The following is a 19,494-nucleotide window of genomic DNA, read 5'->3' as shown; positions in this document are numbered from 1 at the left end:
ATGAGTTACGAAACGATTTTGCTGGAAACCCATGGTCGCGTTGGCCTGATTACCCTGAACCGTCCGCAAGCACTGAACGCGTTGAACGCGCAGATCGTCAGCGAACTGAACCAGGCCCTCGACGGCCTGGAAGCCGATTCGAACATTGGCTGCATCGTTTTGACCGGCTCGAAAAAAGCCTTCGCCGCCGGCGCCGACATCAAGGAGATGGCCGAGCTGACCTATCCGCAGATCTATCTGGACGATCTGTTCAGCGACAGTGATCGCGTGGCCAACCGCCGCAAGCCGATCATCGCCGCGGTCAACGGTTTCGCCTTGGGCGGTGGTTGTGAACTGGCGTTGATGTGCGACTTCATCCTGGCGGGCGACAACGCCAAGTTCGGTCAGCCGGAAATCAACCTCGGCGTGCTCCCGGGCATGGGCGGCACCCAGCGCCTGACCCGCGCCGTGGGCAAGGCCAAGGCCATGGAAATGTGCCTCAGCGGCCGCTTGATCGACGCGGTGGAAGCAGAGCGTTGCGGGATCGTCGCGCGGATCGTGCCGGCGGATGAACTGCTTCAAGAAGCGCTGAAAGTCGCGGCCAAGATTGCCGCGAAGTCGCTGCCGATCGCGATGATGGTCAAGGAAAGCGTCAACCGGGCGTTTGAAGTGAGCCTGTCCGAAGGCGTGCGCTTTGAGCGCCGGGTGTTCCATGCGGCGTTTGCGACGCAGGATCAGAAGGAAGGGATGGCGGCGTTTATTGCCAAGCGTGAGGCGGAGTTCGTCGGGAAGTAATCGGCGTTTTCAATGACGTCTTCGCGGGCAAGCCTCGCTCCTACAAGGATCCACATTCCCCTGTAGGAGCGAGGCTTGCCCGCGAAGCTTTCAGGGCATCACACCAGATAATTTTTCAGTTCACGGGCAATCACCATTCGCTGTATCTCGCTCGACCCTTCATATATCTGCGTAATCCGCGCATCCCGGTAATAACGCTCCACCGGGTAATCCTCCAGATACCCATACCCGCCATGAATCTGCATCGCCGACGAGCAGACCTTCTCGGCCATTTCCGACGCAAACAGCTTCGCCTGTGACGCTTCCGACAGGCAAGGCTTGCCGGCACTGCGCAAGCGCGCGGCATGCAGGATCAGCAACCGCGCCGCATTCAACCGCGTGTGCATGTCGGCCAGCATATTCGCAATGCTCTGGTGCTCGATGATCGGTTTGTCGAACTGCACCCGATCCCGCGAATAGGCCAGCGCCGCTTCGAACGCCGCACGCGCAATGCCCAATGCCTGCGCCGCGATACCGATGCGACCCCCTTCGAGGTTTGACAGGGCGATGGCCAGGCCTTTGCCACGTTCGCCCAGCAGGTTGGCTTCGGGGATCGTGCAGTTGCTCAGGGTCACCGCGCAGGTATCGGAAGCGCGGATGCCCATCTTGTGTTCGGTGCGATCTACGATGAACCCTGCGGTGTCGGTGGGTACCAGGAACGCCGAGATGCCGCGCTTGCCCAGCTCCGGATCGGTCACCGCGAACACGATCGCCAGTTTCGCCCTTTTGCCATTGCTGACGAATTGCTTGGCGCCGTTGATCACCCACTGACCATCGCGCAGTTCAGCGCGGGTACGCAGGTTGTGGGCCTCGGAACCGGCCTGGGGTTCGGTCAGGCAGAAGCAGCCGATGGCCTGGCCGCTGGCCAGATCCGGCAACCAGGTCTGTTTCTGCTCTTCGGTGCCGTAATTCAACACCGGTCCGCAGCCCACGGAGTTGTGGATGCTCATCAGCGCGCCAGTGGCGCCGTCGCCGGCAGAGATTTCTTCCACCGCCAGGGCGTAGGCGACGTAGTCGACATAGGTGCCGCCCCATTCCTCGGGCACCACCATGCCCAGCAGGCCCAGTTCGCCCATTTTCGCCACCAGGCCATCATCGATCCAGCCGGCCTTTTCCCAGGCCTGGGCGTGGGGCGCGATTTCGCCGCGGGCAAAGTCCCGGGCCATGTCGCGGATCATGACTTGTTCTTCGCTCAATTCGATATCGTGCATGGCTCAGCTCCAGCTTGGGTCGAACCCGCTGAAAAAACTCGCGACGTGCCCGGCGTCCAGCGCCTGCAAGGTCGGCGGGTTCCAGCGCGGGCTCTTGTCTTTGTCGATCAGCAAGGCGCGCACGCCTTCGATCAGGTCGCCGCGCTCGAACCATTGACGGTCCAGGTGCAGCTCAAGGGCGAAGCAGTGTTCCAGGCTCAGGTGCCGGCCGCGGCGCAACATTTCCAGGGTCACAGCCATGGCCAGCGGCGAACGGCTTTCAAGCAGGTCGGCGGTGGTCACGGCCCATTCATGACTGTCGGCGACCGTTACTTCACGTAGTTGTTCAACAATACTCGGCACGTCGGGCAGGGCGAAGAAGTGATCGATGGCCGGGCGCAATACGCTCAGGGGTGCATCGGGCAGTTGTTGCACCGCAAGTTTGGCCAGCAGGCCTTGCAGGTCCTTGAGCGGCGAGTCGTGCCATTGCAACCGATCGAGTTGCTCGTCAAGTGCGCCAAGGGTACTGCTCTCGAGGTACCAATCGGCCAGGCCACAATAGAGCGCATCGGCCGCGCGAATTTGCACGCCGCTGACGCCGAGGTAGATCCCCAGTTCCCCGGGAACCCGCGGCAGGAAGTGGCTGCCGCCGACGTCAGGGAAATAACCGATCGCGACTTCCGGCATCGCCAGGCGGCTTTTCTCTGTGACCACCCGCAGGTCCGCGCCTTGCACCAGGCCCATGCCGCCGCCCAGGACGAATCCGTCCATCAAGGCCAGGACCGGTTTACGGTAATCGTGGATCGTCAGGTCGAGGGCGTATTCCTCGACGAAGAAATCTTCGTGCAGGGTGTCGCCATTTTTGAAGCTGTCGTAGAGCGAGCGAATGTCGCCGCCGGCACAGAACGCCTTCTCGCCGGCACCGCGCAAGACCACCGCATGCACTTGCGGATCCTGCGCCCAAGCGTCGAGCTGACGCTGCAGCGTGCGTACCATGTCCAGGGTAAGGGCGTTGAGGCCAGCGGGGCGATTGAGGGTCAAGTGACCGATATGGTTGCGCACCTCGGCCAGCACTTCGTTTTGCATGGCATCCATGGACGAAGTCCCCGGAGAAGAAACCTGAGCAGTCATCTGTAACTCCCTGCTTTTATTGTTCTTTCATAGACAAGCTCGCGCACGAGCGATGCTGGATCGTACCAGTGCAAATTTGTGATGTACAACCGGGATATGTGCAGGGTCAGTTTGCGTTTTTGCCTTACTGAAAAAGCAAAAGATCGCAGCCTGCGGTAGCTCCTACATTGACCGCGTGCAAACCCGATCCCGTAGGAGTTGCCGAAGGCTGCGATCTTTTGATCTTCAACTTTTATGGGAAAACACATCACCAATACTGCGACGTTTGGCGTGCAACTCACTGATATGGATCAGTTGCTCCAGGTCTTCGGGGGTGACATCAAAGAACGCCTCCATCTCCGCCAGGGCCAGTTTCAAATCCTGGGCGGTGATGGCCTGGCTGTCCACCGGCGGGTGATCGGCCGGCACCACGGCTACCGGTTCGCTGGCGCGCTTGGGGTAACGGATGCGTGTCAGGTTGTTGTAGGTCAGGGCGCTGAGCAGCATGGCCGAGCCGCTGAGCATCACGGGGCCGAGGGCTTTCCAGTCCAGGGCGATGGTCGCCGGGTCCGCCAGCACCATCAGCAACGCCAGCGCGCCGGCAGGCGGGTGCAGGCAACGCAGCCAGCACATCAGAATCAGTGCCATGCCTGCCGCCAGGCAAGCGCTGCCGAGGGTCCGCCCGAGCACATGCGCAACCAGCAACGAGACCACCCCGGCGCTCAAATACCCGCCAAGAATCGACCACGGCTGGGCCAGTGCCCCGGAGGAAACGGCGAACAGCAACACGGCCGAGGCGCCCAATGGCCCGATCAGATGCTGCGCCACTTCCATGCCAAAGACCTGGCTGCAGAGCCAGACGCTGAACATAGTGCCCAAGGACATGCCGATAGCGGCGCGACTCCATTCGGAAGGACGGGTGTTGATGGCGGCAGGTAACCAGCGAGCGAACATGAGACTCAGGATCCGTAAAAAAAATCGAGGCAAAAAAAAGGCTTAGCTGGAATACCCAGAAAGCCCTTGAAGATGTTCCAACTATTGGGGAAGGAACGAGCACAGTGTGCCGCTCAATCCTGATGCTGACAAATTCATATTAATGAAGTTTCAATTCATTATTTCTGATGTATGGCGACGCGACGCCCGCTCATGAAACACAGGAAACCACCCATGGCAGTCAGCGCGCTCAACGCATAAAACATGGTGGGTGCAGGGGAGTGCAACAGTAGATAACCGCAGATCACCGGACTCAGTGCGCCGCCCAGGGCAGCGAGGTTCTGGGCGCCGTAGTAACTGCCGCGCAATTCCTCTGGGGCCAAGGTATCGACGAAGAGGAATTCGGCGGGGTAAATGATCATTTCCCCGAGGGTGAAGATGAACATTGCCACGCACCAACTCACCAGGCTGTCGGCCAGGCTGAAGCCGATCAACCCGACGATGAACAGGCTGGTACCGCCGGCGATCCAGTAGCGCAGTTGTTCGCGCTTGAGGAAACGGCCGATCTGGTATTGCAGCAGGATCACGCTGATGGCGTTGCAGGCGAGCAGGGCGGCCATGGTTTCCAGGGCCCGCTTGGAATCCTCGGTCACCAGCAGGTACTGCGACAGGTACAACGTGAAGCGGCCGTGGACCACGGTACTGAGCAGGCAACCGCAGGTGAACATGATCAGCGTGCGGTCGTTTTTCAGGGTGACCAGCGTTTTGAGAAAACTCTGGGGTTGGCCGATGGCGGGTGCCGGGGCGGCGTGCTTCGGTATCCCGATCATCAGGAAAATACTGAAGAAGGCGATACCCCCGGCGATCAGGAAGGGTGCAACCGGATACACGCCGGCTATTACCACACCCAACATCGGGCCGGTGGCGTAGCCGATGTTGGTCAGGGTGTAGCGCAGGGAAAACGCCTTGGCACGCTGGCCCATCGGCAGGTTTTCGCTGAGGATTGCCTTCGAGCCGATCAGGAACAGGGCGGAGGCGGTTTCGGTGATCACCAGGGTGGCGGTGGTCAGGTAGAGGTTGTCGGCAAAGGTCAGCAGCACGAAGCCGATGGCGCTGGAGAGCATCGCGAGGATCAGCAGCCGGCGCTTTTCGAGGCGATCGATGATGTAGCCGCCGTAGAGCGCCAGCAGGGTGGCGATGAACACCGCGATGCCCAGCAGCAAGCCGACGTCCTGTTGGTTGAGGCCGAGTTTGTTGCTCAGGAACAGCGTGAGCAACGGGCTGGTGATGGCGCGGCTGACGACGATGGTCAGCGAAACGATCATCAACCGGCGGATAACGAGTGAGTAAGTGGCCACGGTGGGGCAAATGTCCTTATTCAGATTCTATGGTGTTCGGTTTGATACCGAGTCGCCGCCATTCGCGAGCAGGCTCGCTCCCACAGGGGAATGCATTCCAACTGTGGGAGCGAGCCTGCTCGCGAAGGGGCCGGGTCAGGCAATGCCATAGTCAATTCAGCGATCGGTCCAGAGCCAACCGATTCCAATTCATCCAGCGCCCGTCGCTGCATCCGCGCACTCATGCAAGATAATTCCGATAATGCCGCTCATACACTGAAGCGGGATGATCCTCGGTCACTTGTGCCGCCGAATCGGCCCACCATCGGGCTACGTCGGCCCCGGTGGCGATCCATACGTCTTCGTGCCGTAAAATCCCCTCAAGCAACTCGCGCAGCACGCCAATCCGCCCGGGCGTGGCAATGATCTCCGGGTGCAGCCGCAGCACATAACACAAGCCGAACCGGTGAAACCCGGCGAAGTCCATTTGCAGGTTGCCCAGGGTGTGGCTGTATGACGCGATCCGTGATTGCGCCGGTGGCACGGCGGGGCTGAGGTTGAAGGCGAAGTAGGGTTCGTCTTCCAGTTCGTAGTGCAGCGGCAGTTCGATGATTTCGGGCGCGGTCGGGTGAGCGAAGGGCAAGTCATCGCCACGCCATGACGACGACCAACGTATGCCATGGTCTTTCAACGCCTCGATGAACCCCGGCGCGCCATTGCCGGCGGGGATACGAAACCCGGTCGGACGCTGACGGGTCAGCGCAGTCAACGCCGCGCACCCCTTGGCGATCTCGGCACTCTGCGCGGCCAGGTCCAGCCTGTCGTAGTCTTGATGGCGATAACCAGCGCAGGCAATCTCGTGACCGCCCGCCTGAATGGCCCGGATGTGGTCCGGGTTTTCTTCGGCAACGATACCGGGGATGCACCAGCTGCTGGGTACGCCCAGTTCTGCAAACAACCCGAGCAAACGCTCGACGCCGCGTTGGCTGCCATAGCGCCAGACCGACAGCGTCTTGTCGCGTCCGGCGACTTCAGGAGCTTGCGTCAGGATGCCGTGGACATCGTTGTAGTCGACGGTCAGCACCACGGCGCAGCGGTAGCCTTTGGGCCAGACAATGGAATCAGCCATGGTGATGCTCCTTCAGCCACCATTGGGCGACATCGCGGCAAGTGGCGAACCAGACGTCGTCGCGCTGGCGCATGTGTTCGAAGAGTTTTTCCAGCAGCAGGATGCGTCCTGGCTTGCCGGTGATCTTGGGATGGAACAGGGTGGTCAGGCACAGGCCTTCGTTCATCGCGCCGTCGTATTCGCGGCACCAGTTGTCCAGGGTCAGCTCGTAACTGGCGGTGCGGTCCAGGCCGGATGGGAAGTCTGGCGCGCGGGTATAGGCGATGGAGGCGTAATCGTCCATTTCCCAGCGGCCGGGGATTTCCACCAGTGGCGTGGCAAAGCCTGGCACCTTGACCAGGTACGGCCGGTCATCGCCGCGCATGCTGCTGGAGTAGGTTACGCCGGCCTCGACCAGCATCGCCGGGGTCTCGGCGCGCCAATCGCCGGAGGGGGTGCGGAAACCTTCGGCGCGGATGTGCAGGTGTTGCCAAAACACCTCGCGGGATCTGTTCATCACGTCCTTTTGCTGCGCCAGGGTCAGGGCGTAAAAGGATTCGTGTTTGTAGCCGTGGTAGGCCACCTCATGACCGCGTTCGACAATGGCCTGGCATTGTTTCGGCCAGTTTTCCACCACCCAGGCGGGGACGAAAAACGTGGTCGGGATCCGGAATTCGTCGAGCAGATCGAGAAGACGCGGCAGCGCCCGATAGGGGCCGTAACCACCGAAACCGAAGTACTCGGGCTTGCGCCAGATCGAGCCATCGAGCATGGCATCGCCGGTGGGGCCATCGAGGTCGAAGGCGAGGGCGAGACAGGCCTTGTGCTGGTCGGGCCAGGTGGGTTGTGGCGAGGAGGACATTAGCGGCTCTCCAACTGTTATAGGTAAAACACAATCCCTGTGGTCAACCGGCCCCCCTGTAGGAGCTGGCTTGCCAGCGAAGGCGGTGTGTCATTCGACATCGAAGTCGCCTGTCACGCCTTCTTCGCTGGCAAGCCAGCGCCTACAAGGGTATTCGGGTGTCCTCAAGATCGACATCCGGTCCTGTAGGAGCAAGCTTGCTCGCGATGGTCGCTAACGATAACGCGGCAAGCCTGACACCCCGCGTCGTTCTCAGGTGCATCGTCGGAACGCCGCCCGGAGCAGGCTCGCTCCCACAGGACAGGCATTATTTCCCGGCGTTGATGGTCACAGTCTTGATCGCACCCAATTCCAAGTCCCATTTTTTCAGGATGGTCTGGTAGGTGCCGTCATCGATCATGCTCTGCAACGCCACCTTCAGCGCTTCACTGAGCTCAGGCTTTTTCTTGCTCACCCCCAGCCCGGTGAACTGCTCGGAGATCGGCAGGCCCACGGTCTTGTACATGTCCTTTTCCTGGGTCTTGAGGTACGACAAGGTCTCGCTGCCCTGCATCGCCGCATCGATGCGGCTCTGGCGCAATTGCGCACGGGCGTCGGCCGAGCCTTCGGTGCCGATCACATTGATGGCAGGCTTGCCGGCGGCTTCGCAATTGGCCTTGCTCCATTCGGCGATTTCCGCCGGGAAGGTCGTGCGGCGGCTGGTGCCGACCTTCTTGCCACACAGGTCGATGATCTCGTTGGTGTCCTTGTTTTTCTGCAAGGTGTAGAACTGCGGCCCGCTGGTGAAGTAGTCGACGAAGGTCACGCTGGCCTGGCGTTCGGCAGTGTCGGTCATGCCCGACATCACCATGTCCACGCGGTCGGTGGTCAGGGCGTTGATCATTTGCTCGAAGCCGGTTTCCTGCCACTTGATCTTCACGCCCAGGCGTTCGGCCAGGGCATTGCCCAAGTCAACGTCGAGCCCGGTGAGGGTGTTGGTGGCCGGGTCCTTGAAGTCCATCGGCGGGTAGTTCGGCATGATCGCCACCACGACCTCGCCCTTGGCCTTGATGCTGGCGGGCAATTCGGCGGCGAACGTGAAGCCGGAGGCCATGATGCCTGCGAGTACTGCTGGGATAACGTAGTTCTTCATGGTCGTTCTCTTATGAGTGTTGTGAGGCGGCTCTTGTATTCCAAGCATCGCACTTAGGTTCGAACGGCAGAAATGAAGCTTTGGGTGCGCGGATTTTGCGGACTTATCAGTATTTCTTCGGGGCTTCCAGCCTCCACGATCTGCCCGCCGTCCATGAACACCATGCGATTGGAGACTTCGCGAGCGAAGCCCAGCTCATGGGTGACGACGATCATGGTCATGCCGGTCTGCGCCAGGTCGCGCATCACCGACAGCACCTCACCGACCAGTTCCGGGTCGAGTGCCGAAGTGGGTTCATCGAACAGCATCAGCTTGGGGCGCATGGCCAGCGCGCGGGCAATGGCAACCCGTTGTTGCTGGCCACCGGACAGTTCGATCGGGTAGCTGTTGCGCTTGTCGGCCAGGCCGACGCGGGCGAGCAGTTCCACCGCTTCTTCATGCGCCTCCTTGGGCGAACGCTTGAGCACCTGGCACGGCCCTTCAATGATGTTTTGCAACACGGTCATGTGCGGGAACAGGTTGAAGCGCTGGAACACCATGCCGGTGGACAGGCGTTGCCGGGCGATCTGCGACTCGTTGAGTTCGTACAGCTTGTTGCCTGCGATGCGGTAACCCACCAGTTCGCCGTCGACCCACAGGCCACCCTTGTCGATCTTTTCCAGCTGGTTGATGCAACGCAGCAAGGTGCTTTTGCCGGAGCCGGAAGGGCCGATGATGCACAGCACTTCGCCTTGCTCGACTTCGATGTTGACGTCCTTGAGCGCGTGGAAGTGGTCGTAGTACTTGTTCAGGCTCACGGCCTTGACGATGCTTCTCATGTCGGACTCCTCAAGAACGCTTGCCGGCGCCGCGAGCGAAACGACGCTCCAGGCGGCTTTGGCCGAAGGACAGCACGGTGACGGTGGCCAGGTACCAGATACCGGCGACGATCAGCAGCTCCATGACCCGGGCGTTGGCGTAGTAGATGTTCTGGGCGTTGTAGAGCAGTTCCGAATACTGGATGACGCTCGCCAGGGACGTCATTTTCACCATGCCGATGAATTCGTTGCCCACCGGCGGAATGATCACCCGCATCGCCTGGGGCAGGATGATCCGGCGCAGCGCTTGCAGGCGCGGCATGCCGATCGACTTGGCGGCTTCGTACTGGCCGGTGTCCACCGACAACAGACCGGCGCGCACCACTTCGGCGGTGTAGGCGCCCTGATTGATGCTCAAGCCGAGCAGGGCGGCCACGAAGGGGGTCATCAGGCTCACGGTGTCCATTTCGAACAGGCCGGGAATGCCGATGGTGGGGAAGATCAGCGCCAGGTTGAACCACAACAGCAGTTGCAGGATCAGCGGCGTACCGCGAAACAGCCAGGTGTAGGTGACCGCCACGTAGCGCAGGATCGGATTGGCCGACATGCGCATGATCGCTGTGATCACCCCGAAGACAATGCCCAGGGCCATCGCCAGCACCGCCATGACTATGGTATTGAGCAAGCCCCACATGATCGCCTGGGAGGTGAGGAACTGGCCGATGTACGACCATTCGATCTTGCCTTCGGCGAAGGCCCGGATCAGGCCGAGAATCGCGATGACGATCACGGTGGCGAAGAAAATCCGCCCGTAGTAACGCCGTGGCACATGGTGGTACTGGGTAATATCGAACTGGTTTTCCGCCAGTTTGCGCTCCGCCTGGAGTCGTTCTGCCTGGGTTTGGCTCATCTTGCTTCTCCGTACACTTGGTCATTCAGGCCAACCGCGATCCCCTTGTAGGAGCGAGCTTGCTCGCGATGGTCGTCAACGATAACGCTGGAAACCTGACACCCCATGGTGTTCTTAGGTCCATCGCGAGCAAGCTCGCTCCTACAAGGGGTCTTGCGGCGTCGATCAGAGGCGGAAGCCCTGATAGTCCTCGGTCCATCGTTGCTGCGCCGCGAGGGCGGTCTTCAAGCGCCCGATCTGCTCGCGCACCTGTTGCGGCGCGGTTCCGCCCCAGCCGCTACGGGCGGCAATGGCGGCTTCGAGGGTCAGGCAATCGCGCACCTCAGGTGTCAGGCGCGGATCGATCTCCGCCAACAGCGCCGGCGAGGCTTGCCACAGCTCAATGTCATGTTTCTCGCAGGCCCGGACCAGCGCACCGGTAATTTCGTGGGCTTCCTTGAACGGCACGCCGCGCATGGCCAGCCAGTCCGCGACTTCGGTGGCGAGGGTGAAGCCCAGCGGCGCCTGCCGCCGCAGCTCTTCGACATTGACCGTCATGGTCGCGACCATTCCGGCCATGGCCGGCAGCACCAGCAGCAAGGTGTCGACGCTGTCGAGCACGCCATGCTTGTCTTCGCTCAAGTCGCGGTTGTAGGACAGCGGCAGGGATTTGAGGGTCGACAGCAGGCCGGTCAGGTTACCGATCAACCGGCCAGCCTTGCCCCGGGCCAGTTCGGCGATGTCCGGGTTCTTCTTCTGCGGCATGATCGAACTGCCGGTGGCGTAGGCATCGTCCAGCGCAACCCAGCGAAATTGCCGGGAAGACCACAGGCAGAACTCTTCGGCGAGGCGGGAAATGTTGATCCCCAGCATGCTGGAGATAAACAGGAATTCGGCGACATGATCGCGGCTGGCCACGGCGTCGATGGAGTTTTCGCAGACGCCGCTGTAGCCCATTTCCCTGGCCGACTGCTGCGGCAGGCGAGCAATGGCGGAGCCGGCCATGGCTGCCGCCCCCAGTGGCGACAGCGAGGTGCGCACGTCCCAGTCCACCAGGCGCTGCACATCGCGCAGCATGGATTGGGCGTGGGCCAGCAAGTGGTGCGCGAAGACGATCGGCTGGGCCTGTTGCAAGTGCGTGAAACCCGGGCAGATGCTGTCGACGTGTTGCTCGGCCTGAGCCACCAGGGCGTGCTGCAAGGCCAGGACTTCAACGGCCAGGGTGCGCACATGATCACGCAGGAACAGGCGCAGGTCGTTGGCGGTCTGGTCATTGCGCGAACGGCCGGCGCGCAGTTTGCCGCCCAGGGCGCCGAGGCGCTCGGTCAACAGGCGTTCGATGAAGGTGTGGACGTCTTCGTCGTCCAGGGTCGGGGCAATGCTGCCGGCGCGGAAGTCAGCGCCAATGCGTTCCAGCGCATCGACCATGGTCCGGGTTTCCTGCTCGCTCAACAGCCCGGCGCGTTGCAGTTCACGGGCATGGGCGCTGGAACCGGCGAGGTCGTACGGGGTGAGCCGGAAATAGCACTCCGGGCAACGGGACAGGGCCGCCAGGGCTTCGGACGGACCGCTATTGAAGCGGGCACCCCAGAGACGGTCGGTGGTTTGAGACATTGTTGTTTTTCCTCGTCGTTGCTCGGGAGTGAAGGGTGTGATGGCCAGGAGCTTCGCTGGCAAGCCAGCGCCTAACGGGATCGATTGCCAAGCCGGGAGTGCACGCTCGAATTAATCGGGGCGTGGCTCGGTCCAAGCGGTGTTCAAGAGGGCAGTTGCGAAGTGGCGGGAGTTGATCGAAATGTCAGCTTTTAACAGTTCAAAATCAGTGATTTGGCGCCGATGTGTGGAATTTATTAGCGGTTGCCAAGCCTGGGTTTCTGTGTTCATTATTATTGGCCAGCTATGTTTTTGTTGTTGTGCACAGAGTGTTGAAACGGGCGCCAGAGGTAAATAAGCATTATGGAAACCCCACTTTCCAATTCCGGAAACCCGCCGCTGAAAACGTCGCATCGGGCACCGCTGACCCTCAGTGGCCTGGACTTCAAATTGCTCAAAGTATTCAAGGCCGTGGTCGAGGCGGGCGGGTTCAGTGCGGCCCAAAACGAGCTGAACGTGGGGCTGGCAGCCATCAGCAAACAGATCTCCGACCTTGAAATCCGCATCGGCATGCGTTTATGCACGCGAGGTCGGGAAGGCTTTCACCTGACAGAAGAAGGCAGTCTGGTGTATCAGGCATCCATTGATTTGTTCGCCTCGGTCGATAACTTTCGTGATCGTCTTAGTTCAGCGCAAAATGAACTTGTGGGTGACCTTGGGGTGGGAGTCATCGATAATACGATTTCCGATGCCAATTCACCCTTAGTTGCTGCGCTTAGACGAATTAATGAAACCTCGCCTAAAGTAAGATTCCAACTTCATACTTCGCAACTGGATGAGGTGGAAAGGGGCGTGGTAGAGGGGCGGTTGCTGGCGGGAATTGTCCCGGTTTATCAACGACGGGAGGAGTTTGATTATTACGCGCTTTATGAGGAGCGCTCGGAAGTCTACTGTGCTTCCGGTCACCCGTTATTCACCCTGCCGGAGGCGGAATTGGGCAGCGATGTGCTCAAGGACTACGAGTGCATCAACCACCGTTATGCGATACATCGCGACAAATTGAATTTTGCCCACTACGACAGCTTTTCGGCCTCGGCGACCCAGGTCGAAGCCGTGGCGCTGCTGATCAAGACCGGGCGGTTCGTAGGCTTTTTGCCGCAACACTACGCCGCCTCGCTAGTGGCCCAGAGACAATTCCGAGCCGTGCGTCCGGACCTGATCCACATCGACACGCCGTTCAACCTGATCCTGCGTCACAACACCGTGCGCAGTCCGCTGGTGAAGGCATTTGCCCAGGCGTTGGGCGTCGACTTGAAAGTGCCAGCTTGATACCCCGATGGATTGCGCGCCAACCCCTGTAGGAGCCGGCTTGCCGGCGAAGGCGTCTTCGAAGGCGCTGCAAGGCTCCAGGCAGTCTTCGCCGGCAAGCCAGCACCTACACAAAGTCCGCGTCCGGTCATTGCGCGACGACGTGCGCCACGGGCCATTGTTGCAATGGAATCGGCAACTTGCGCGATTCACCGCGCCCCATCGGGAAGTACAGGAAACCCGCGCGTGCCAGGCGTTCGGCGTCATACAGGTTGCGGCCATCGAAGATTACCGGCGCCTTGAGCCGCTGCTGGATCAGGTTGAAATCCGGCGCCTTGAACTGCTGCCATTCCGTGCAGATGATCAACGCGTCGGCACCGGACAACACCGCTTCCGGCGTCCCCATCAGCACCAACTTCGATTGATCGGGATACAATCGCCGTGTCTCCTGCATCGCTTCCGGGTCAAACGCCCGCACGTTGGCCCCAGCGGCCCACAGCGCTTCGAGCAGCACCCGGCTCGGCGCATCGCGCATGTCATCGGTGTTGGGTTTGAACGCCAGGCCCCACAGGGCAAACGTCCGGCCGCGCAAGTTGCCCTCATAGAACGCGTTGATCCGCTCGAACAGCTTGTGTTTCTGCCGCTGGTTGATGGCTTCCACCGCTTGTAGCAAATCACTGGAACAATGCGCCTGTGCGGCGCTGTGGATCAGGGCACGCATGTCCTTGGGGAAACACGAGCCGCCATACCCGCACCCGGGGTAGATGAAATGGTAGCCAATGCGCGAGTCGGCACCGATGCCCAGCCGTACCGATTCGATGTCGGCGCCCAGGTGTTCGGCCAGTTCGGCGATCTGGTTGATGAAGCTGATCTTGGTCGCCAGCATGCCGTTGGCGGCGTACTTGGTCAGCTCCGCGCTGCGCAGGTCCATGAACATGATGCGGTCGTGATTGCGGTTGAAGGGCCCATAGAGGTCACGCATCACCTCGCGTATGTCTTCGCGCTCGCAGCCGATGATGATCCGGTCCGGGCGTCGGCAATCGGCCACGGCCGAGCCTTCTTTCAAAAACTCCGGGTTGGAGACGATGTCGAACTGCAGCAGCCGGCCGACCTTGAGCAGGCACTTGTCCATATGCGCGCGCAAGGCATCGCCGGTGCCCACCGGGACCGTGGACTTCTCCACCAGAATCACCGGGTGTGCGCGATGACGCGCCACGGCTTCGCCCACGGCCATCACGTGGCGCAAATCCGCCGAGCCATCTTCCCGGGAGGGTGTGCCGACGGCAATGAACAGCACGTGGCCATGTTGCACCGCGAATTTCTCATCGGTGGTGAATTGCAAGCGCCTGGCGTCCAGGTTTTCACGCACCAGGCTGGCCAGTCCCGGTTCGAAAATGCTCACTTGGCCTTGCTGCAACAACTCGACCTTGTGCGGGTCAATGTCCATGCACACCACGTCGTGGCCTACTTCGGCCAGGACGGCGGCTTGCACCAGGCCAACGTAACCGCTACCGAATACACTGATTTTCATGAGGGCTCTCCTGTCCTGATCGACACCCATCCAGGAGTAGCAGGGCCATGTTTCAGTTCATCTATCGCGTTAACCTTGACCTGCCGGGCGTGACAATTCACATTCCCGGCCACGCCCGGCAGCGTAACCGCCAGTTCTTCATCTATCGTTGTGCTTTTCCTTTGGACTCTTCATTCAAGGCCGTTTCGTTTGACTGACTTACCCGCTGATGTTGCCCCTACGCCAAAAATCAATCCGCTGACCCTGTATCTGGCGCGACTGGCCCCGTCCAGCCAGCTGACCATGCGCTACGTCTTGCAGGACGCGGCCGACCGCCTGGGTTTCGAAGACATGAATGTCGAAGAGATCCCCTGGCACGAGTTGCAGCCCGAAGATGTGATAGCACTGGTGGCCACCTTGCGCGCGGACGGCTATGCACCAAACACTTCGTCGCTGTACGTCAATGCGGTGCGCGGGGTGATGAACGAAGCATGGCGCATGAGCCTGATCAGTCAGGAACACCTGCTGAAAATGCGAACGGTCAAGGGAATATCCGGTACCCGGCTGTCCCAGGGGCGCAACCTGCGGCGCACGCTGATCCAGGAGATGATGGCGGTCTGTGCCGCCGATCCCCGCCCACAAGGCCTGCGAGACGCGGCGATCATCGGGATTCTGTACGGCTCGGGGATGCGCAAGTCGGAATCGGTGAACCTGGACCTCAATCAGGTCGATTTCGCAGAGCGCAGCCTGCGGGTCACCGCCAAGGGCAACAAGCAGTTGATCAAGTACGCACCGGCCTGGGCCTTCGCCAAACTGGATGCGTGGCTGGAGCTGCGCCGGTCGCAACTCAAGGAAGGCGAAGAGGACGATCCTTTCCTGTTCAATCGCATCCGCCGCGGCAGTCACATCACCCGCGAGCGCATCACCAAACACGCCATCTATTACATCGCCCGCCAGCGCGGCGCGCAAGTCGGGGTCAAGATCATGCCCCATGACTTTCGGCGCTCGTTCATTACCCGGGTGATCGAAGAGCATGACTTGTCGATCGCCCAGAAGCTGGCGCATCACAGCAACATCCAGACGACCGCCAACTACGATGTGCGCGATGACAACGAGCGGCGGCGGGCGGTTGATCGCTTCGATCTGTGAGGGCAGGGGTCAGGCTTCGCTCAGCACGTGGGCGTGGCCGATCATCGAGACGTGAACGGCGCTGCCCATGGGGGGCGCATACAAGCCGGAACTGCGCACCATCAAGGAACGACCTGGCTGTTGCGCGCCATTGTGCGACTGCAATTCCACCGTCAAGGTGCAGGTATTGCCGCTGAAATCGCGCTCGGTCACCACTGCACGGCAGCCGAGGGCTTCTTCCGGACTCGTCTGGATGCTCACCAGATGCAATTGCTCTGGCCGCAGCATGATCTGCGCGCAGTGGTTGTTGCGGTGATTGTTGACCGGAATCCGCCCCAGGTCGCAATGGGCCCAGCCCGCTTCAATCCGGGCCGGCATGACCACCGCATCGCCGAGAAACAGCGCGGTTTGTTCATCGCCGGGATAGCGGTACAGGTCCAGCGGATGGCCTGACTGCACCAGCCGGCCCTGACGCATCACCGCCAGTTGATCGGCAAACGACAACGCTTCACTCTGGTCATGGGTGACCAGAATGGTGGTGACGCCGGTATCGGCGAGCAGCCGCGCGACCAATTTGCGCATGGCGGCGCGCAAGCCGGTATCCAGTGCCGAAAACGGTTCGTCCAGCAGCATCAGGCGCGGCTGTTGGGCCAGGGCGCGCGCCAGGGCCACACGTTGTTGCTGGCCGCCGGATAACTCATGTGGCCAACGCCCGGCCATGCTGGCGTCCAGCGCAACGCTGTCCATCAGTTCGGCGATCCGCTCCTGTTTTTCAAGGCTCCTGGTCGACAACCCGAAGCCGATGTTGGCAGCGACGGTCATGTGCGGGAACAGGGCGCCATCCTGGGGCACATAGCCAATCAACCGTTGGTGCGCCGGCACCTCGTGGGTGCTGTCGACCAGCGTCTGACCGTTGAGCAGAAGGCGGCCCGAATCGGGGAATTCGAAGCCGGCGATCATGCGCAGCAAGGTGGTCTTGCCCGACCCTGAAGGGCCGACAATCACTGTGCGGCTGCCCGCGGGCACCGACAGGCTGATATTTTCCAGGGCCGTCTGGGCACCATAGGACTTGCAGATCGTATGCAGTTCGAGAGCGTTCATCGGCCCGCCGTTCGCTTGGATTGATGATAAAGAATGCCGGTCAGCGGCAGCGACAGTACGATCATCAGCAGGGCATAGGGCGCCGCGGCGGCATAATCGATTTCGCTGGTCAACGCCCAGAACCCGGTCGCCAGGGTACGCGTCCCGTTCGGTGCGAGCAGCAGGGTGGCCGTCAGCTCATTGGTAATCGCCAAAAACACCAGCGCGACGCCCGCGGCAACACCCGGAGCGGCCAGGCGCAAGGTGATCAGCCACAGCGCCAGGGCAGGGGAGCGACCCAGGCTGCGAGCCATGTTTTCCAACTCGATCGGTGCCTGGGCGATACCGGCACGCAAACTCACCAGGGCACGGGGCAGGAACATCAGCAGATAAGCCAGCAGCACCGTGATGGTGGTCTGGTAAATCGGCCGGGCGAAATGAATCGTGATGGTCACCAACGCCAGGGCCACGACAATCCCCGGCAGCGAACTGGTGATGTAGTTACAGCTTTCCAGCACCCGTTGCAGCCGCCCGGGCGAACGAATCGACAGCCAGGCAATCGGGATGGCCGCCAAGGTGGTCAATATCGCCCCGCCGATACCCAGGAGCACGGTCTGTTCCAGTGCCGGCAGCAGTTCGCTCAGTTGCCAGACTTGCGTGCCGCCAGCGATCAGCCACTTGCCCAGCGTGATCAAGGGCACCCCCAGCGCCAGTGCGCAGGTCAGGATCTGCAAAACCAGCGCCAGCACCGTTGGCCCGGCAGACAGGCGCACGATTCGCTGTTCGCGAGGACTGCCCGAACCTACGCGGGCATAGCGTGCCCGGCCTCGCGCGGCGGATTCACCGGTGAGCATCGCCAGGCAACACAAGGCGAGCACGCCCGCCAGCATGTTGGCGGCGGGGCCATTGAAGGTGGACTTGAACTGATCGAAGATCGCCGTGGTAAAGGTGTCGAAGCGAATCATCGCGTACAGGCCATATTCGGCCAGCAGGTGCAGCCCCACCAGCAAGGCGCCGCCGCAGATGGCCAGGCGCAATTGCGGCAGCACCACACGGAAAAATACCGCCCAGGGCTTGAGCCCCAGAGACTCGGCGACATCTTCGATGGTCGGGTCGATCCGCCGCAGGGATGCCGCTATGGGCAGGTACAGGAACGGGAAGTAGGCGATCACCGAGACCAGAACGGCGGCAAACAGGCCGTGTATCGGTGGCACCAGGCTGACCCAGGCATAGCTGTGGACGAAGGCGGGGACTGCCAGCGGCGCCGTGGCCAGCAATGACCACCAGCGCCGACCCGGCATGTCGGTACGCTCCGTGAGCCAGGCCAGGGCCACCCCGAGCACCACGCACAAGGGAATGGTGATCAGTACCAGCAACAGGGTATTGATCAGTAACTCGCCGACCCGTGGCCGTACTACCAGCGGCACCAGGCGCGCCCAGCCGGTCTCGAAAGACACGCCGATCACGAAAGCGATCGGCAGCAGTGCCAGCAGCGACACCAGCACCGACAATCCCACAACCCACGCACCGCCCAGCCCCGCAAATAGACCACGGGAACGTCGGCGTAACCGGGGCGGGATCGCCTCTGCGACACCCGCCGGTAGCGTTTCAGGCATCAATCAGAGCAGTCCGGCCTGAGTCATCAGCTCCACGGCTTTTTTACTGTCGAGTTTCGAGGCGTCGACTTTCGGCGCGTCAAGCTGCTGCAAAGGCACCAGTTTGGGGTTGGATTCGGCGTTTTTGCCCACCGCGTATTCGAACGAATTGCCGGTCTTGAGGATGGCCTGGCCGTCTTTGCCGGTCACCCACTTGAGGAAGGCCTGAGCCTGTTCCTTGTGTTTGCTGGAGGCCAGCACGCCGCCACCGGAAAGGCTGACAAAGGCGCCGGGATCCTGGTGCTTGAAGTAGTGCAGGGCGGTGTTCTTGCTGTTTTCACCGGTCTTGGCCTGATCGCCGAAGCGGTAATAGTGGTAGATCACGCCACTGTCGATCTGGCCGGCATTGACCGCCTTGAGCACGGCGCTGTTGCCCCGGTACGCGGTGAAGTTGCTTTTCATCCCTTTCAGCCATTCCAGGGTCGCGGCTTCACCCTTGAGCGCCAACACGGCGGCGACGATCGCCTGGAAGTCGGCGCCGGCCGGCGAAGCACCCCAGCGGCCTTTCCAGTCCGGACCGGCGAGGTCCATCAGTGACTTGGGCAATTCGGCTTCGGGCAGCTTGTCCGGGTTGTAGACGAATACCGTGGAGCGCGCGGCAATGCCCACCCATTTGCCGTGGGCCGGCCGGTAGGCCGCGTCGACTTGTTCAAGGGTCGCCGGTGCCACCGGTGCGAACAGCCCGGCGTTGTCGACCAGCACCATGGCCGGGGAGTTCTCGGTCAGGAAGACGTCCGCCGGAGAGGACGCGCCTTCCTGCACGATCTGATTGCCCATTTCGGTGTCGTCACCATTGCGCACGGTGACCTTGATCCCGGTTTCCCGGGTGAAGCCTGCAATCCAGGCTTTGGTCAGGCTTTCGTGCTGGGCGTTGTAGACCACGATGCCGTCGGCATCAGCGGCGTACCCATGGCCGGCGCTCAACAACGCGGCCGTCAGCGCTGCGAGCTTAAGAAAAGACGGGATAAGGGGGATCATGCCGGGGCAGCTCCTGTTGGTTAGAATCATGCACGCAGACGTGACCGGGACGGTCGTCAATTATTGTAGGC

The 19,494-nt window shown here is 61.2% G+C and carries 18 protein-coding genes; 4 read left to right on the top strand and 14 right to left on the bottom strand.

Features of this window, described 5'->3' with window-relative positions:
- A complete protein-coding gene (locus J2W17_RS05675) occupies positions 1 to 774 on the top strand; it encodes an enoyl-CoA hydratase (protein ID WP_307330506.1) in 774 nt (257 codons plus the stop codon).
- Between the two features lie 98 nt (positions 775 to 872).
- Here the strand turns inward: J2W17_RS05675 and J2W17_RS05670 are convergent, their stop codons facing one another.
- From J2W17_RS05670 to argH, 10 genes are all read right to left on the bottom strand, one after another.
- Entirely contained in the window at positions 873 to 2,024 is a 1,152-nt protein-coding gene (locus tag J2W17_RS05670; RefSeq protein WP_307330503.1) for an acyl-CoA dehydrogenase family protein, read from the bottom strand.
- Between the two features lie 3 nt (positions 2,025 to 2,027).
- Positions 2,028 to 3,134: an enoyl-CoA hydratase/isomerase family protein gene (locus J2W17_RS05665; RefSeq protein WP_307330499.1), complete on the bottom strand. Its 1,107-nt coding sequence runs from the start codon at positions 3,132 to 3,134 to the stop codon at positions 2,028 to 2,030.
- Positions 3,135 to 3,359: 225 nt separating this feature from the next.
- On the bottom strand, positions 3,360 to 4,067 hold the full coding sequence (locus J2W17_RS05660) for an HPP family protein (RefSeq protein ID WP_307330495.1): 708 nt from the start codon (positions 4,065 to 4,067) through the stop codon (positions 3,360 to 3,362).
- 158 nt (positions 4,068 to 4,225) lie between these two features.
- Positions 4,226 to 5,404, bottom strand: a complete 1,179-nt coding sequence (locus tag J2W17_RS05655; protein WP_307330492.1) for an MFS transporter — start codon at positions 5,402 to 5,404, stop codon at positions 4,226 to 4,228.
- Between the two features lie 220 nt (positions 5,405 to 5,624).
- The gene (locus tag J2W17_RS05650; protein WP_307330489.1) at positions 5,625 to 6,512 is read right to left on the bottom strand and encodes a polysaccharide deacetylase family protein; all 888 of its coding nucleotides are present in this window, start codon (positions 6,510 to 6,512) and stop codon (positions 5,625 to 5,627) included.
- Complete coding sequence (locus J2W17_RS05645) at positions 6,505 to 7,353, bottom strand: polysaccharide deacetylase family protein (RefSeq protein ID WP_307330486.1); 849 nt, start codon at positions 7,351 to 7,353, stop codon at positions 6,505 to 6,507. The genes J2W17_RS05650 and J2W17_RS05645 overlap by 8 nt, the downstream gene beginning before the upstream one ends.
- A gap of 307 nt (positions 7,354 to 7,660) precedes the next feature.
- A complete protein-coding gene (locus J2W17_RS05640; RefSeq protein ID WP_307330484.1) occupies positions 7,661 to 8,485 on the bottom strand; it encodes an ABC transporter substrate-binding protein in 825 nt (274 codons plus the stop codon).
- A gap of 53 nt (positions 8,486 to 8,538) precedes the next feature.
- Complete coding sequence (locus tag J2W17_RS05635; protein ID WP_064677852.1) at positions 8,539 to 9,303, bottom strand: amino acid ABC transporter ATP-binding protein; 765 nt, start codon at positions 9,301 to 9,303, stop codon at positions 8,539 to 8,541.
- Positions 9,304 to 9,313: 10 nt separating this feature from the next.
- Entirely contained in the window at positions 9,314 to 10,192 is an 879-nt protein-coding gene (locus J2W17_RS05630) for an amino acid ABC transporter permease (protein ID WP_150766341.1), read from the bottom strand.
- Positions 10,193 to 10,357: 165 nt separating this feature from the next.
- Entirely contained in the window at positions 10,358 to 11,785 is a 1,428-nt protein-coding gene (argH, locus tag J2W17_RS05620) for an argininosuccinate lyase (RefSeq protein WP_307330475.1), read from the bottom strand.
- Positions 11,786 to 12,127: 342 nt separating this feature from the next.
- Between argH and J2W17_RS05615 the strand changes: the two genes are divergently transcribed.
- Entirely contained in the window at positions 12,128 to 13,093 is a 966-nt protein-coding gene (locus tag J2W17_RS05615) for a LysR family transcriptional regulator (RefSeq protein ID WP_307330472.1), read from the top strand.
- Between the two features lie 127 nt (positions 13,094 to 13,220).
- On the opposite strand, the gene J2W17_RS05610 is transcribed toward J2W17_RS05615, so the two are convergent.
- A complete protein-coding gene (locus tag J2W17_RS05610; RefSeq protein ID WP_307330469.1) occupies positions 13,221 to 14,603 on the bottom strand; it encodes a UDP-glucose dehydrogenase family protein in 1,383 nt (460 codons plus the stop codon).
- Positions 14,604 to 14,650: 47 nt separating this feature from the next.
- Between J2W17_RS05610 and J2W17_RS05605 the strand changes: the two genes are divergently transcribed.
- Positions 14,651 to 14,800 carry a hypothetical protein gene (locus J2W17_RS05605; RefSeq protein WP_307330466.1) on the top strand — a complete coding sequence of 50 codons (150 nt, stop codon included), beginning with the start codon at positions 14,651 to 14,653 and terminating at the stop codon, positions 14,798 to 14,800.
- Positions 14,801 to 14,885: 85 nt separating this feature from the next.
- Positions 14,886 to 15,731, top strand: coding sequence for a site-specific integrase (locus tag J2W17_RS05600; protein WP_373459965.1), 846 nt, complete (start codon positions 14,886 to 14,888; stop codon positions 15,729 to 15,731).
- Between the two features lie 9 nt (positions 15,732 to 15,740).
- Here the strand turns inward: J2W17_RS05600 and J2W17_RS05595 are convergent, their stop codons facing one another.
- The 3 genes from J2W17_RS05595 to J2W17_RS05585 are packed head-to-tail and all read right to left on the bottom strand — an operon-like array spanning position 15,741 to position 19,423.
- Positions 15,741 to 16,811 carry an ABC transporter ATP-binding protein gene (locus tag J2W17_RS05595; protein WP_307330459.1) on the bottom strand — a complete coding sequence of 357 codons (1,071 nt, stop codon included), beginning with the start codon at positions 16,809 to 16,811 and terminating at the stop codon, positions 15,741 to 15,743.
- Positions 16,808 to 18,406, bottom strand: coding sequence for an ABC transporter permease (locus J2W17_RS05590; RefSeq protein ID WP_307330455.1), 1,599 nt, complete (start codon positions 18,404 to 18,406; stop codon positions 16,808 to 16,810). The genes J2W17_RS05595 and J2W17_RS05590 overlap by 4 nt, the downstream gene beginning before the upstream one ends.
- A gap of 3 nt (positions 18,407 to 18,409) precedes the next feature.
- Positions 18,410 to 19,423: an iron ABC transporter substrate-binding protein gene (locus J2W17_RS05585; RefSeq protein WP_307330452.1), complete on the bottom strand. Its 1,014-nt coding sequence runs from the start codon at positions 19,421 to 19,423 to the stop codon at positions 18,410 to 18,412.
- Positions 19,424 to 19,494: the final 71 nt, after the last annotated feature.

Source organism: Pseudomonas lini (genome assembly GCF_030812475.1).
Taxonomy (GTDB): domain Bacteria; phylum Pseudomonadota; class Gammaproteobacteria; order Pseudomonadales; family Pseudomonadaceae; genus Aquipseudomonas; species Aquipseudomonas lini_A.
This window is presented reverse-complemented; position numbering and strand designations above follow the sequence as displayed.